Source organism: Coleofasciculus sp. B1-GNL1-01 (assembly GCF_040220235.1).
GTDB lineage: Bacteria > Cyanobacteriota > Cyanobacteriia > Cyanobacteriales > Coleofasciculaceae > Coleofasciculus.
In genome coordinates this window covers 43168-59640 of record NZ_JAVJTO010000108.1, presented here as the reverse complement: position 1 = coordinate 59640, position 16473 = coordinate 43168, and the positions used below count along the sequence as shown (strand labels likewise).

10 protein-coding genes are annotated in these 16473 nt (G+C 44.4%); 2 read left to right on the top strand and 8 right to left on the bottom strand.

Annotated features, from left to right (window positions below):
- Positions 1-238: 238 nt before the first annotated feature.
- The gene (locus RID53_RS26835; protein WP_446391003.1) at positions 239-505 is read right to left on the bottom strand and encodes a hypothetical protein; all 267 of its coding nucleotides are present in this window, start codon (positions 503-505) and stop codon (positions 239-241) included.
- Here RID53_RS26835 and RID53_RS26830 point away from each other — a divergent pair.
- Entirely contained in the window at positions 499-3204 is a 2706-nt protein-coding gene (locus tag RID53_RS26830; protein WP_446391002.1) for a CHASE2 domain-containing protein, read from the top strand. The genes RID53_RS26835 and RID53_RS26830 overlap by 7 nt on opposite strands.
- A 122-nt stretch (positions 3205-3326) precedes the next feature.
- Here RID53_RS26830 and RID53_RS26825 read toward each other — a convergent pair whose 3' ends face one another.
- From RID53_RS26825 to RID53_RS26805, 5 genes are all read right to left on the bottom strand, one after another.
- Positions 3327-3905 carry a DUF928 domain-containing protein gene (locus RID53_RS26825; RefSeq protein ID WP_446391001.1) on the bottom strand — a complete coding sequence of 193 codons (579 nt, stop codon included), beginning with the start codon at positions 3903-3905 and terminating at the stop codon, positions 3327-3329.
- Positions 3906-4256: 351 nt separating this feature from the next.
- Entirely contained in the window at positions 4257-6866 is a 2610-nt protein-coding gene (locus tag RID53_RS26820) for a CHAT domain-containing protein (protein ID WP_446391000.1), read from the bottom strand.
- Positions 6867-7092: 226 nt separating this feature from the next.
- A complete protein-coding gene (locus tag RID53_RS26815; protein WP_446390999.1) occupies positions 7093-7485 on the bottom strand; it encodes a DUF5615 family PIN-like protein in 393 nt (130 codons plus the stop codon).
- A complete protein-coding gene (locus RID53_RS26810) occupies positions 7482-7859 on the bottom strand; it encodes a DUF433 domain-containing protein (RefSeq protein ID WP_446390998.1) in 378 nt (125 codons plus the stop codon). Before RID53_RS26810 ends, RID53_RS26815 begins: the two co-directional genes overlap by 4 nt.
- Before the next feature lie 85 nt (positions 7860-7944).
- Positions 7945-12921, bottom strand: a complete 4977-nt coding sequence (locus RID53_RS26805; protein ID WP_446390997.1) for a beta strand repeat-containing protein — start codon at positions 12919-12921, stop codon at positions 7945-7947.
- A 223-nt stretch (positions 12922-13144) separates the two neighbouring features.
- Between RID53_RS26805 and RID53_RS26800 the strand changes: the two genes are divergently transcribed.
- Positions 13145-13789 (top strand): Uma2 family endonuclease, encoded by a 645-nt coding sequence (locus RID53_RS26800; RefSeq protein WP_446390996.1) that lies wholly within the window; start codon positions 13145-13147, stop codon positions 13787-13789.
- A gap of 107 nt (positions 13790-13896) precedes the next feature.
- Here RID53_RS26800 and RID53_RS26795 read toward each other — a convergent pair whose 3' ends face one another.
- Both RID53_RS26795 and RID53_RS26790 read right to left on the bottom strand, forming a co-directional pair.
- Positions 13897-14328, bottom strand: a complete 432-nt coding sequence (locus RID53_RS26795; RefSeq protein WP_446390995.1) for a helix-turn-helix domain-containing protein — start codon at positions 14326-14328, stop codon at positions 13897-13899.
- 538 nt (positions 14329-14866) lie between these two features.
- On the bottom strand, positions 14867-16330 hold the full coding sequence (locus tag RID53_RS26790; RefSeq protein ID WP_446390994.1) for an AAA-like domain-containing protein: 1464 nt from the start codon (positions 16328-16330) through the stop codon (positions 14867-14869).
- Between the last annotated feature and the right edge of the window lie 143 nt (positions 16331-16473).

Below are 16473 nucleotides of genomic sequence, written 5' to 3'. Positions count from 1 at the left end.
TATGTAAGGGTTTGAAGTATATTTACAAAACTTAATATAGTTGGATTGATTTCTACTAACTTTCTTACTCCAGGTTCTAGTTAACTAACCAATTTTTAGGAATTGACAAAATGTATCATTGATGCTTTTTGAATAAACTTTACAAAACTCCTCAACTTTTATGATTTTTTACCTATTTTAATTTTTATATTATATGTGTTATCATGAACTAAGAATAAGGGCGGGTTTTGTTTTTCCGTTATTGGTAACCATCTAGGTTGAAGAAGGGCGGGTTTTGTTTTTCCGTTATTGGTAACCATCTAGGTTGAAGGGCTAAACCCGCCCCTACACCCGCCCCTACACCCGCCCCTACATTCGCCCCTACATCCGCCCCTACATTCGCCCCTACATTCACCCCTACATCCGACCCTACATCCGCCCTTACACCCGCACCGACAATATAACTATAACTCTTTATTGACAAATGACAAATGACAAATGACAAATGACGAATGACAAATGACAAATTACCAAGTTGGCGGTAGTCTCAGACATGATGATCCTACCTATGTGGTGCGACAAGCAGATGCCCAACTCTATGAGGCGGTAAAAGCGGGTGAATTTTGTCATGTCCTTAGCCCTCGACAAATGGGCAAATCCTCTCTCCTTGTCAGAACAAAGTATCGCCTAGAAGCGGAAGGATTCCGCTGTGGAGTTCTGGATATGACCACAATTGGTGGTGAATATACAACCCCAGTACAGTGGTATAAGGGCGTTGTCACCCAGTTATGGTTGGCGTTCAATCTGCGGGGAAAGATTCATTTAAAAACCTGGTGGAAAGAGCGAGACGATCTCTCATTTTTGCAACGATGCTGTCAGTTTATTCAAGAAGCATTACTTGGTCAATTTTCCAGTGAACGGTTGGTTATCTTCATGGATGAAATTGATCGACTTCTCAGCATTGATTTTCCCATTGATGATTTTTGGGCTTTAATTCGCTTTTGCTATAATCAACGTGCGATTAATCCTGACTACAATCGGATTGTCTTTGCTTTCTTTGGCGTCGCTGCACCCTCAGACTTAATTCGCGATCGCAGTCGGACTTCATTTAATATTGGTCAAGCCATAAAACTACAGGGGTTTAAACTGGAAGAGGTGCAACCCCTAATCCAAGGTTTAGCGGGAAAAATTAATACACCTGAGACGATTGTTAAAGCAATCTTGGCGTGGACATCGGGTCAGCCATTTCTCAGCCAGAAGTTGTGTAATTTAGTTTGGAAAGCGGCAGAAAATACAGAACAGGAAAGCCTAATCATCCCGCCAGGTCAAGAATATAGGTGGGTAGAAAACCTGGTGCGATCGCGCATCATTAATAACTGGGCGTCTCAGGATGATCCGGAACATTTGAGAACGATTCAGAATCGCATTCAAGGCAATGGTCAACGGACGGGTAGAATGCTGGGCATTTATCAGCAGGTGTTACAAGGTGTAGAAATTGAGGCAGATGATTCGCGAGAAACAACCGAACTTTTATTGTCGGGTTTGTTAGTTAAAAATCAGGGAATACTCCAGGTAAAAAATAGAATATACGAAGAAGTATTTAATCAAACCTGGGTAACCAAAAAATTAGTTTCCCTGCGTCCTTATGCTGACACCTTCAATGCCTGGATTGCCTCAAAAAAACAGAATCAATCCCACCTCTTGCAAGGAGAGGCATTAAGAGAGGCATTAACCTGGTCTCAAGGGAAGAGTTTGAGTGATCTAGATTATCAGTTTTTAGCGGCGAGTCAAGAATTAAATCGACGGGATATTCAGAACGCCCTCAAAGCGATTGAAAAAGCCAATTCTCTGCTGTCATCGGCGACCAAGAAAGCTAAAACAGAACCAATCAGACATCGACTGTGGCGCGGATGGATTGGCGTGATCAGCCTTAGCACAACTATTCTGGTAATTCTGTTAAGTTTAACCGGATTGTTGCAAGGTTTAGAATGGGATGTTTGGGACAAATTTTTCCGAGTTCGCCCCTTAGAACCCCCTGATCCGCGTGTTGTAATTGTCACCATTGATGAAAACGATATCACTCAAATTGGACAGTGGCCCCTCCCGGATGCAGTGTTAGTAGAGGCGATTACTCGATTAAAAGCGGATAATCCGCGTGTCATTGGTTTAGATGTGTATCGAGATTTGCCTGTTGAACCTGGACATCAAGAATTAGTTAAGCTATTTCAGTCTACTCCTAATCTGATTGGTGCCGAGAAAGTTGTTGGTAATTCCGTGAATCCCCCTCCCACGTTAAACCAGTCGGGGCAAATCGGTTTTGTGGATATGGTATTAGATGCAGATCGCAAAGTTCGCCGAGGGTTAATATCCGTTAAACGCGGCGATAAACTTCACCTGAGTTTCAGCTTAAAACTAGCATTGCACTATCTAGAAACCCAAGGAATTACACCTCAAACTCAAGCACAGCATCATTGGCAATTGGGTCAGGCAATTTTTTCACCGTTGGATAAAAATGATGGCGGCTATATTCGGGTGAATACTGGGGGTTATCAGATCCTATTAAACTATCGTGGCTCTTTAGAGGATTTTTATAGCATCTCGCTTACCGATTTACTAGAGAATCAGATTCCCGTAGAAATAAAGCGTGATAATGGGTTTACCGGACGGGTTATTTTAATTGGCGCGATCGCAACTAGCCTGAAGGACTTTTTCTATACCCCCTACAGTGGGAGTTTGTCTCGCACACCACAAGGGATGGCGGGTGTTGTGGTTCATGCTAATTTAACCAGCCAGATTTTAAGTGCAGCCCTCGATAATCGTCCCCTAATCCGGACATGGAGTGAATTTCAAGAGGGATTGTGGGTTTTGGTGTGGTCTTTAATCGGTACAGTATTAAGTTGGCGGTTACAGTCTCCTCAGCGGGTGGCGTTGGGAATTGCGATCGCAGGTTTAGTATTAGTCGCCATCGCCTATAACGCCTTCTTACAGGGGTGGTGGATACCTGTGATTCCCCCAATCCTAGGATTAATTCTATCCGCGATCGCACTGTCTTGGTTTACCAGCAAGCAAATCGAGAAACTCCAACTCCGTCGCATTCTAGAGTTACTCGCCCAAGACTACCCAACCTCTCCGGCGGCGGTACGGATTGCTCTAGAATATCTGAAAAAGTCAGAACGCGAAAGCAATCACGCCTTGATTGAAGAATGTCTCCCGAATAGGGAATAGGGGTAACAGGCATGTAGGGGCGGGTTTTACGGCTAACATTTTACTACAAACCGATAACTTAACTAAACCCGCCCCGTCTCAACGACAAATGACCAATGACAAAGGACAAATAACCAATAATCTTAATTGTCTGTAATTTCTTGAGATTCGACTCGCTCAATTACACCCGTTAAAGTTGGGTCATTGGGATCAAGCGACTGTTGACAAATTAAGCTGATAGACCATTGATATGGCGTATTTGTCTTTAGATCAGGTGCATCTTCTGGTAATGGAAAGCTAAACTCACTCCCAGTTTTTGGTAATGTGATGATTGTCTGGTAATCGTACTCTTCCTCAGCATCCTTTAAACTAAAAAACACTTTCCGCGCTCCCGTTTCTGGGATATAAAGTGAGAATGTAGGACGTTGGGCGATCGTTTCACTCTCAACTGGCATCAAAACCGAAAATCCTGGTGTACCTTCAGCCACCTCATCTTGGGTACAATGACCGCCATCACGAGTTCCTGCTCCTTTTGTATCACCCTCTGGACTGTCATCTCCAGGAGGTGTAAACGGTTCATTATTATTTGGATCTGTCACAGCTTGAGTTTGGGCGACCAGACTAGGAACAATCGCCAATTCTAAAGATAGTGTGATGGACAATAGAATTAAAGTGAAATGCCAACTAAGCCACTTTACACTGAAAAAATGAAAGGGTTTCATGGGTCTAAAATTGATACAGGGGTCTCAAATTAATACAGTTACTCTAGAGATAGACTCGTTTAAGTGACGGTCTATCCACCTGAAGATTTAATTGTTTGTTTCAGCAAGATCTTCCGAAATTGCTGTTACCCTATTTGTGGAGTTGTCTAAAACTTGTATTATAACATTTTGCGAAAATAGCATCCACCAAAAGGCAGAGGAACTGGCGGAGCTGGGGAACACCTCGACTTCGCTCGGTGTGTCAGATGGGGGAGATTGGGGAGATGGGGAAGAGGATTACCAATCAACAATGAACAAATGACGAATGACGAATGACAAATGACAAATGACAAATGACAAATGACAAATGACTTATAACCAATTGCCAACTAAAATAAAGGGTGCCCAGTAGTAGGGATGCTGGTATTGATTTTGCCGGAGTAGAAATAACTGAGCTTGTCGTAAGGCTTCAGCACGATTAGTATCAGGCTGAGTTAAATTATTATACAGTTGAATCATCGCCTGAGCCGTCGATTGATCTTTCACTGACCATAATGTGCCAATGGTACTGCGGGTTCCCGATCGCACCGCTAATCCCGCTAATCCTAACGCCGCTCGTTGATCGCCATTTGCGGTTTGGCAAGCACTGAGAACCAGGAGTTCAATCGGGGGAAAATTGTCTTGGTTTCTACCTTTGAGAAGTTGAGATAGGGTATTGGCATTAAACCGCTTATCCCAGGTGAGAATAAACGTGTCTTCCGGGTTAGAACTAAATTGACCATGGGTAGCCAGGTGAACCACACTCACCGGAAGTGTGTTAATTTTGTTCTCTAGGGCTGTGCTGGTAAAGGCTTGATTGAACAGAACATTGGATGGAATATTTGTACTAACTTGTTCAATTTCATCTTCCACAGCCGGTAACGCCGAAAACCCTAAACGGGGTTCACTTAATCCGCCAGTCAGGGAACGTAGTTGCAATTGGGTGAGCGATCGCGGCTCTAGTAATTGTAATCCTGGTGTTAAGGCAATGCTATACTTCTCGATTAAATACTGTTGACCATCATGAAGTGCCGCCATTGGTACATTCCGCAACACACCATCGAGAACAAAGACTAAGGTTTTGATATCTTGTTGAGCAAACTGAGTTTCTACAGGTCGAATTAACCAGTCATAAATGGTTTGAGAAATAGCCAGCCGTTTGCGATTCGAGTAGGCGATATTCATCGACTGTCGCAGTTGATTCACCGCCTCTTCAATCTCAGCTTGAGGTAACTCGGTGCTGTAAGTTTCTAAGGGTTGTCCAGGTAAGGAAAGAATCACCGCAATCCGGTCAGGTAAAATAATCGGATAAATCACCGCTGTTTGGGTATCGCTGTCCTCAATCACGGTATCAATTTGCTCGGCTTTAGCATTTAAGCAGGAGGTGCGAAAGTAGTTCTCCAATTCGGCTAACTGGAGGGATTCAATCACATTACGCGCCTGCTTGAGATTATCGGGTGAGGAACTTTGTAATAAAAGACGGACTAAATTCCGGTAGATGGGTTCAATTTGTTCTTGAAACGAAAACCGCACATCGGGGTTCATCGCGACTAAATCTCCCCGAATCGATTGCAGTAGATCAAAGGCGTCTTGATTGGCAGTAATCGCGGCGTTTAGATCTCCAGTTTGCTGATAAATTTGGGTCAGTTGCCATTGCCATTGATAGGAAATATCTCTGGCGTTAATCGTTTGGGAAAAGAATAGGGCTTGTTGGAGTAAACGTTGAGCGTCTAACCCTTGTTGGTTGGTTTGATAGAGTTTCCCCAGGGTTCCTAGAGCTAAGGATTCAGCGCGGATGTCATTTAATGCTTTAGCTTGAGCAATGGTTTTGGCGAGGAGTTGAGCGATGTCTTGTGATGTGATCAGTTCTGGAGAATATCTCTCTGGATTGTCTAGGAGTTCGATTAAACTCTCTGCCCAATTCACCTGAGCATAGATAGCATATCGACTGGGAGATAATTGGGAGAGATTGCGCTTAATTGTAGGAAATAAGTCTTGTGCTTGATTAAATTGCTGTTGATGAATCAGTATCTTAAATTGGTTCAGTTGGGCTTCGAGTTGGTTTAAGGGAGCGGTTGCCGTTTTTGCGGCGTTATGGTAATAATTGATCGCCGCATCCCGATCGCCTAAAGATCGTGCCGCATTACCCAGATTCAAGAAAGCCGCGCTGATATCGGTGGGGGAGTTGAGGGTTTGGGCGATCGCTAAACTCTGGTTAAGCACGTTTTGGGCATCATCTAATTCTCCAATCGCTTGCCAAACCATCCCCAGGCTGCGTAATCCGGTGGCTTTAATTAGCGAATCCGGCTGTCGCGTTAGCGCTTGCTGCACCCGTTCTAAGACTTGTTGCGATCGCCGAAACATCCCCAAGCTTTGCAAGGCTTGCGCCTGATTGATTTGACACCCTAAGACGCCAATAGCATCATCAGCTTGGGAGTAGGCTGTCTCGGCGGCTTTCCAGGTGTGCAACGCAACTTCCGATTGTCCGGTTGCCAATTGCAGACTGCCTTTGGTATTTAATACTTGTGCTAAGAGGGCGGGATCAGTGGGAGTAGGGAGGATAGTCAGACTTTCTTCAATCGATTCTTTTGCTTGTTCCCATTGTCCCAGATGTTGATAGGCAAGGGACAGATAATTTAAGCTGATTGCCTGGTTAATGCGATCGCCTGCTTGTTGGTAAACCTGTTCCGCTTCTTGCCAAACCCGTACTGCATCAGCAAAGCGTCCCCGATCATAGTCAATTTTACCTTGACTCAATCGGCTTACTGGATCAAGGGATTGAGCCAGATGAGACTCCTGTTGTATGATATCCGGCTGAGGGAGCTGAGGGAGAGTCGAGACATGTCCCAGGGCGACAGGAGAGGCGATTACCCCCACAACGGTTAACCAGGCTAATCCTAAAAATAGTAGTCGTTTCTTGGCACGTCTTCCCAACCCTTTCATGATCGGCATCCTGAATTTAATGTTTTTGCTAAGTAGGTTGGTAGAAATAAACTTAACTAGATTAAGTTATGTAAACAAACCTCAAACCCTTACTGTTCCCTGTTACACACCGAGCGAAGTCGAGGTGTTCCCTGTTCCCTAATCTCCACCGCTAACTTTAATTGTGTCCACCTACTTAATGATCTACAAAGCTGCTCAAGTATTTTCGCCACGCTGCACTAGAGCTTCATGGTATGAAAATTCGTCTTGCACCCAAATAGTTCTCAGCATAAAGGGAAATCTCAACCAGTCGATTGACGCAACGCTCTCGATATTCAGAGTCAATCACGCGCTCAACGTTGCCAATCGTAACCACAGGCAAAGAATCAAGTGTATTTTCTTCACGTATCACTTGTTCTAGTGAATCCTTGCCTTTCATGCTTCGATTCGCTGTTATTAAAATCATCTGATTGGCTTGTGCGACTCGCCAAACTGTTCTATCGCTGCTATCAATGTCTAGTGCTATCTCTTCAAACGTAACAAAGCGAATCGCCACCAAATCAAGCCAACCTTCATGTTCAATAACATTCAATAAAAGCTGTGCCTGTCCCCTAATATTGTGGTCAATCAGAAAGTTCATGACTTAGATTCAAGTCTGGCTTTCGCGGCTTGAAGCTTTGCCCAGGCTGTTTCTTGACCTGGTGGCGGCGGTAGTTTGGCAATTTGAGCAAAGCATTCACGATTTTGCTTTTCCCAGTACTGTCGAATTTCTTCGTCATTTTTCACAACCATTTGATATTCGGTTTCAACTTCAGCCCTATTGGTTTCGATGTAGGACATGGCTGCCTCAAATTGTTCATCCGTAATTTGGGGAAAATGCTGTCGGATGAGTGATCGCGCATATCCCCCATAAATATAGTCCATAAATTGGTACACTGTGATGCGAGTTCCTGCGATTACAAGTCCTCGTTCTGTACGGATAACTTTTTTGGGTTGATTGGATACTGAAGCCATATTTACAGCCCTTTATAATCTATTTTTATCGTACCTTATTATTACGATTGTTGTCTAAGCTAGCTACATCGTTCATTGTGTACTATTAATTGCCACAGCTACGAAAATCCATGCCAATATTCACTCGTTTTCCCCGATACGGTTCAGCCGTAAGAATAACTGTGCCATTCTTGTCAATAACCCAACCTTGGGCTTCAATTAAAGGTTGAGTATCAGTTTGGGATAGCTGAGAATTAGTAGGAGTTGAGGATGGCGAATTCTGACGGGATAACCCTCGGGTATCTTCCCAAATTGCCCGTCCAGACAGGTATTGACTGGGAGAATGGGGAATTCCACCGCGTCCCGTGACTACAAAGCGATCGCCTGTATCCGCCGGACAGCCGGAAATGATTTGCCCAGAGGGATCAGAGAAAGTTGAGGGCAGTTCAATTAACCCTCGTGAGGGGTCGATATTCGGCGTATTAATCACAATTCGACCATCAATTCCTAATTCTGAACTGGCAATAATATCACTGTTGGGGGTTAACATTTCGCTCACTTGCAACCCTAAAATACTTTGAGTAGTAATCGTAATATTGCCGCCATTTCCTTCAAAAGCATTGGCGATAATGTCACTATTTTCCGACAGCACTCCCACAATAAAATTAGCATCAACTATCAGATCTCCCCCATTGCCACCGCCACTGGATTCCGTTCCAGCACGGGTGGACAGTTGACTATTATTTCGCAAGATAAACGTCTCAGCTACCTTGAGGTTGATATTACCCCCTTCCCCTGATAAACTCGTTGCTGTAATTGACCCTTGATCTAAGAAAAGAGAGCGGACATCAACATTGATATCGCCAGCATTACCTGTCCCTGTAGCACTCACCGACACTGCCGCGCGATCGCGAATATTTAATTCACTCGTGGGACTATTAATATTGATATCTCCCCCATCACCAGATGCGGCTTCAGTTGAGGAGGCAAATAAACCTGTACCGATGAGAGTTCCTTCATTCGTGGGGTCAGACAGTTCAATCAATTCTGACACATTTACATTTAAATCCCCAGCTTGCCCAGAATCAAAGGTGGTGGTTAATACCTGCGCTCCCCCTCGTGCAACCAGCCGAGAAGTGGTTAGAGTAACATTGCCCGATTCCGCCTGATCAAAGGTTCCTGCACCTAACAAAGAATTGTCTAATTCGATCCGATTTGTGGCATCAATCTGAAGATTTCCCCCCCTACCTTGACTCAGCGTAGTAGTGGCAATCAATCCACCATCACGGGCAATAAAATGTGGGGTTTCAATGAAAACATTACCCGCTGCTCCTTCTCCATCTGTAACCGTGACAATTCCCTGACTAAAATTCTCCAGAGTAAGCGTATCTGCAAACGCCGGACGCACAAATTGCTCTTGCAACGCCTCAAATCCTGCACCCGTGACTTCAACGGATTCTGAAGCGCGAATCCGAATATCCCCACCATTCCCGGATCTTGATGTCGAGGCATTAATTCGACCATTATTCAGTTGTAAATTCTCTAGATTCAATCGAATAGTGCCGCCTTCTCCGAAACCCCGGGTTGCTGATGTGATCTCCCCACCTTGTCGGACAATCAAGTCTTGGCTAGTAATATCTATATCGCCAGCATTACCTGATTCATTCGGCGAAAATAAATCCGTGGCAATGGAACTGGCAAAACTGCCATCTGCCGACCTGCCAATCACTTCAATCAACTCAGCATTTTTAATCGTCAATTGTCCCCCATTGCCATCTGCTCCGGTATTTCCGAGGACGCCAGCACCATTGCGAATGCTCAAATGACGCACATCTAAGGTTAAGTCTCCAGCATTTCCATACCGCCCTGTAGACGTGCTAATCAAAACGCCGTCGGAAAGAGAGACGTTCTCCGCCGTCAGGGTTAAATCCCCAGCATCTTCACCTAAGGTTCCTGTACCGATACCACCCTCTCCTTGTAAAACGATGTCTGTCGCATTGACGGTTAAATCTCCCCCCTCACCCCGGTTGACAAAGGTAGTAATTCCGCCACCGTCGCGAATGGATAATCGTCCGGTATTAATTGTTAAATTGCCAGAGTTCCCACTACCTAAAGCTGATGTGGAGATTCCTGTATCTCCTTGCAAGGGGATTTGAGCCAATTCAACAGGATTTGGATTAAACGCACCCGGTTGATTTCCAATAATTTCGACAGACTCCGTGGCATTAATCGTGACATTTCCGGCATTACCACTGTTGCTTGGATCGGTATTAGAACCAACCCCAACGCCAAATGGGAATGTTGTCTCAGGGTCTTGGATAATCGTTAATCGACGAGTATTTAGGTTGATATCCCCCGCGTCAGCACTACTCATTTCAGCACTACCCGGAACAGGAGCAGCCGCCGTCCCAATATTACTATTCCGAATCACTATGTCATCAGCAGCATTAATCTGTACCATTCCTCCTTGAGCTTCATTGAAGGCAAAGGAAAAAATAGACGCATCTTCTTCAACAAGGATAGATTGAGCGGTAATCGTAATTCCTTTTGCCACGCCAGGAAGTCTGCCACTGTTGGTGATAGTATTTCCTCTATGCCAAAACAGTCCACCACTGTTAAGCGTGATTTGTCCGGCAAAATTGCCATCCGATGCGATGGTTTTATTAACACTCAGATCCCCGATCGCATTGAGTGAAAGATCTCCAGCTTGATTCTCGGAATTGGCAACAATATTTCCCATCGTATTTAGATCTCCGGCTGCATCAACAGAGATATCACCCGCTTGATTGATACCCTCGCTAACCAGAGCTGCTGTAGTAGTGATTGCCCCATTTTCACTTTTGAGGGTAATGTTCCCACCGATTTCTCCCCTTGAGGCGATATTCTGGTTAATACTCAGATTCTCGTGAGCCTCAACAGAGATATCTCCGCCTTGATTTAAACTATTGCTAACCAGAGCTGCTGTAGTGGTGATCCCTCCATTTTCACTTCTCAGGGTAATATTCCCGCCAATTTCTCCCATTGCGTTGATATTCCGGTTAATACTGACATCCCCGATCGCATGGAGTGAGATATCACCAGCTTGATTCTGGGAATTGGCAATAATAGTTTCCATCGTAGTTAGGGTTCCGGCGGCATCAACAGAAATTGTTCCCGCTTGAGTGATACCATCACTCACTAGAGACGCCGTAGTTGCGATCGCGCCATTTTGACTGTTGAGGGTAATGTTCCCGCCGATTTCTCCCCTGGAACTGATATTCCCGTTAATATCAAGATTTCCGCTAGCATCGAGTGAGATATCACCAGCCTGATTTAGACTATCGCTGATCAGCATGGCGGAGGTCGTGATCGCCCCCTTTTCACTGTTCAGGGTAATATTTCCGCCTATGCCTTCAGTTGAGGTTGAGGTGATATTCTCATCAACACTCAGATTCCCGCTAGCCTCCAGTAAAACATTCCCTGCTTGATTGATCCCATCGCTCGTCACAAAATCCGTGGTCGCGATCGCCCCATTTTCACTTTTAATGGTGATATTACCGCCATTGTTCGCTACGACATCCCCGCCAATGGTTCGTCCAGTATTGACAAGCCCTGTGGTGACATTACCCAGGGCAAAGAGACTAATATCACCACTTCTGCCACTATTGCCCAAAACATCGGCGCTGCTGATTGTACTATTAGCCGTGTTAATTTGACTGGTATCGGCAAAGGTTCCGGAGGTAATCTCGATCCTCCCCCCAAGGGATGTCAGAGTAGAATCCGGATTCATCAAAAACTGAGCGACTCCAGCATCCCGTTGAGACGCGATCGCATTTTCGTCATTAATTTTGGCAATAAAGTCTCCACCATCGAGAAGGATTAGCAAGTTATCGGCAATGGTAATCGAACGTCCTGCCTGTAACGTTAAACTATTGCTTGATGGGCTAAAAATACTCTGGTTAATGGCAATATCATTATTTGCCTGTAACGTGACGGAGTTAGTGGCGAGAGCCGAGCCAAGCACATTACCATTAATAATCGATACCTCTGTTGGATTCGTCTCAAAGGTTTGTCCCTCGGCTGGGTCACTTCCATCCGCTTGAATCCAAATATTTTTCGGGTCGAGTAACAGGGTACCCACGTCTCCCAAAGGTGCTGTCGTATCCACGATTCCGGTAAACTCTAAATATCCACCAGATACGTCTACAAAACCCCCATTAGATTGAGGATTATCACTCGCACCACGGGCGGTAATGGTTCCCTCAAATTGTGTGGTTCCATTCGCCCGAATAATTACGCTACCGCCATCCCCCTGATTTAGGGAATCAGCGTGAATTTGTACCCCTGAATCAATAGTCACTTGTTCCCCGGTACCAATTGCTACGCTACCGCCACCTGTGGACGCAGACACATCAATTTTGGCAGTTTCTAATAACTGAACCTCCTCCCCGAATACCTGAATCGTACCGCCAGGAGCGGTCAATGAACCTGTACTAATCACCCTATCCCCATCTAGCCTCAGGGTTTCTCCTGCACCGACGCTTAAATTTCCCTGATTCCGAATCTCGGCTTGCTGTTGGCGCAGGGCGTCTAAAAATAAAACACCCGGTTGAATTGCCAACAGTTGACTATCTTGGGGATTTTTCGCCCGAAACACACCATCGTTTCCCAATTTGATCCCATCTGCGGTACTCGCCACAAATGAACCCCCTACATCTAATTGGGCATCTGCACCAAAAAGAATGCCATTGGGATTGAGTAAAAAGAGGTTGGCATTGCCATCAACACCTAAAGTGCCGAAGATATTTGAGCGGTGATCACCTGTAACTCGCGTGAGGATATTCGCGATGCCCTCCGGATTGGCAAAGTAAACCTGTTGGTCGAAACTAACGTTAAACTCACTAAAACTATGGAACAAGTTACTCCCACGCTTTGCCCCACCTTCAATTAAGTCTCGCGCCTCTTGAGGAGTAACGATAGAGGCTTCTGTGCCTAAGGTATTATCGGGAATTAACTGAGCCTGAACCGCCGGATTGAAAAGGGTTAGCCAGACTAACGGGAAGGTCAGCGATCGCCCCTGTTTGAGAAACATGATTATAGTCATCAATCCTAGCCCCCTGCTTCTGGCAAATCCCAACTCTAATAATACTCCAAGAATGGAAAAGAACAAGGGCAATGGAGAAGGTAGAGGGATGGGGCACTCATCTTAGGGACTTGCTGAATTAAGCGGGAAGCTATACCATTACAAGGAAAAAGTCCATTTTTACCCAATTATTACTTTCATTTTTACACCCCTACAAAAGGGATAATTTTGTCAGGAATAGGTGATGACAACAGCTACGTTTGAACTAGCCGAACATCGGGTCATTCTGTCAAATATCAGTTGGCAAACGTTTGAGCGGTTACTTGCAGACTTAGGGGAAAAACGCTGCGCTCGTTTGGCTTATAATGACGGAGTATTAGAAATCATCACGTCCTTAGGATCTCATGAAAATAATAACCGCTTTATTGAAAGCTTAATTGGCGCGATCGCGGATGAATTAAATCTCAACCTCAAACGGTTTGGTTCTCTCACTCTGAAGCGAGAAAAACGACAAAAAGGGGGAGAACCTGACTCCTGTTACTACATCCAAAATGAACCCAAGGTTAGACATAAACAAGAGATTAATTTGGCGAATGACCCGCCACCCGATCTAGTCTTAGAGATTGATATTACCAGTGGTTCTATGGATAAACTACCAATTTATGCCGCAATTGGTGTACCAGAACTGTGGCGTTATGATGGACGTAAACTCGATGTATTTGTTTTATCTCCAGAATCAACGAGTTATCAATCTGTGGAGAAAAGTCCGACGTTTCCATGGCTATCTTTAGCAGCAATTCCTCGGTTTATTCGGCAAAGTTTAGCGGATGGAGAAACCGCAACATTACGGGCGTTTCGGACTTGGGTGAGAGAACAGCAGTCAGATTAGAAATAAAAGGCGATCACATTCATTAAGGGGATCTTGCTTAGAAGACTGTACCTCATCAACCTGAAATCTGCTGTATTTATTTTATCAATGTGTAAGTCCTACAACCGTTAGAAATACTCCGCAGAGAACTGAAGGAAACAGTTTTGTGCTTCTTTGATTAAATTATAGTAGCTTGAGTTGGATTTAAAATTGATATCATATTTCTCCCTTAAATAACGTTTAACCTTCTCTAAACCATGATTGTCGTCTTGATTTAACCAATTTATTACATCTTGCTTCTGCTGTTTTGTCAAATAACCACTAGAGCCTTTGTAAGATAATTTCAGACCATCTAGTCCAAATTCGTTAAACCGCTTATTCCATTTACTGATAAAGCCATTCGATACATTGAGACATTGAGTAATTGAGCTATACTTCCATCCTCGAAGAGTTAGTTTGACCGCCATAGCCCTTTTCAATTCTCTGGAATCCGAATTGTTTTTAATCCACTCATCTAACGCTTGAATTTTTCTTTCTATATGTTTATTGTCCATATCCATATAGGATTTGCTTCAATCACTACGGCTTTAACTTGACTAAATCAAGAATAACAGTTAAATTTGCATCTAAAAATACAGAAAAATTCCTAAAAATTGACTAATTCTTGATTGGCTTTAAGCTTTATGCATTATTTGTTGTTTTTGTCAATATCGAAAAAGTAATAACTTTCTCGAAAACTTCGTCATTTCTGGTTCTTCTCTCCAGACGCACCCTATCACAACACCTCTGGAACTCCTCTGCTGTTATAGACGCGCCATGGCGCGTCTCTACATAGGGGCTGCTGAATAAGTCTTGTGGTGGGGAGAGGCAATAGGGAATAGGCAATGGGCAATGGTTTTAACATCTCGACTTCGCTCGATGTTGACCCTCTGTCGAGGTGAAATTTGGTGCTGTTGTCGGCGAAAATTCCAGGATGCAAGACGGTTATAGTGTAAAAACCTGGCACTTGTTGGGTCGAAAAATGGCTGGAAACCCTTATCTGGTCTACCTTACACGCTTATGCAGCAAGCCCTACATAAATGATGTGTCCTAACCGTCTTAGCAGTTGCTATACTCACTGTCTGCGTCTTGACACTTAATGGTGCGATCGCGAAAATAGGATCGATAAAAATCACAACTTAGCCTCACCTGGTTGCCCTGAAGAGTGACCAGTCCCATACTGTGTAGCTTAAACCCTTGTACCTGTTCCACCTCAATCGGTTCAGTAGTGCTGAGAACCTGATTAAACGCCGCCGCCAGTTTAGGATTATGTTGCAGTGTCCATAAATGTCGATGCAGATGGTTGGCATAAATTCCCGTATCCGTTGCGGCTGTTTGCAGGATCTCCTCAAACGTTAAATCCTGTCTAGCTAAATGGTATAACGTCAGCCGTACTAGATAAGGATGACCCCCGACAAGCTGCATTAGCTGAGTGATTTGTTCCGCCCCTAATCTCAATCCATGACGCTGAGTCAAGTCTTGCACCTGTTCTCGACTCAGGGGTTCTAAATCAACGCCCAGCCCGACATTAAACGGAGACTGATTGATATCTAAAGGAACATAGACCTCAGTTGATTGGATGAGTATCAAGCGTAACCGTTGCCAAATTGGGTCAACTTTAGCTTGCTCATGCCAAGACCGCAATAGAGTGAGAAATTCTTGGACAATGTTCACCTGTTTGAAAATCAGGCTCAATTCTTCTAAAACCAAGACAATCGGAGCATCAATTTCGGCTAAAATATATTCTCGAATATAGAGAGCGCAACTCATCTTACTGCCTAAATCTTCATCCCAATAGTCATTGAGCATCGGCTTTAATTTTAATTGGCGCGTCAAGCTAGCACATAACCAGCGCAACATCTTATTTAAGTCGCTAATCACGGTTTCTTCGACTTGCTGAAAATCTAAAACGACCGTTTTATAACCCTTGGCGATACCCCGACTGAGTAAGCGATTAACCAACGAGGTTTTGCCAATTTGCCTCGGTCCTTTAATTCGGATCAACGTGCCAGGTTTAAGCAGTTCCTGATAACATTGGGCTTCGTAGGGAACTCGCTCGATATAAAAGGGAGAGTTTAAGGGAACACTACCATCAGGTAATTCCAGGTCAACGGATGGCAAGATGATCTGATCTGATGGGGTAATACGCGGGTTGGGTAAGTAATCCAGGTCATCTGAACGATCAGAAGAACCTGTTTCTATCGATGATAGAGTGTTATTAATAACAGTTTTAAATTTAGATTGATTTTGAGCCAGCAGTTGCCGTTCTAGGGCAGAGCGAACAGTAGCCTTTGTTACTTTTTCTCCTAGTCCTTGGGACAGCAGTTTCCATAACTGAGGTGCAACCGATTGCTTAATATAACTTTCCGAATACCCCAACTCTTGAGCCATTTGGTCATAGTTTTTCTTCGTCTCTTGCCATGATTCCCGCAGAATAAACCGTTGCAGATCATTCAGATGCTGCCCAGTCTTGGTATAGACTAAGGCGTCGGCTAATTCTACAATGTCTGCACTTGCGCTCATATCTGCGATCGCTAATGAGTATCATGCCCCAATTCTAATCCTTTATCGGACTCAGAGGAATGTTATAGCTGTTGCCTACTCGCTGCCCTTGAGAAGTTGAGGAAAATTTACTACACAGACAGATCCCCGACTTCTCCAAGAAG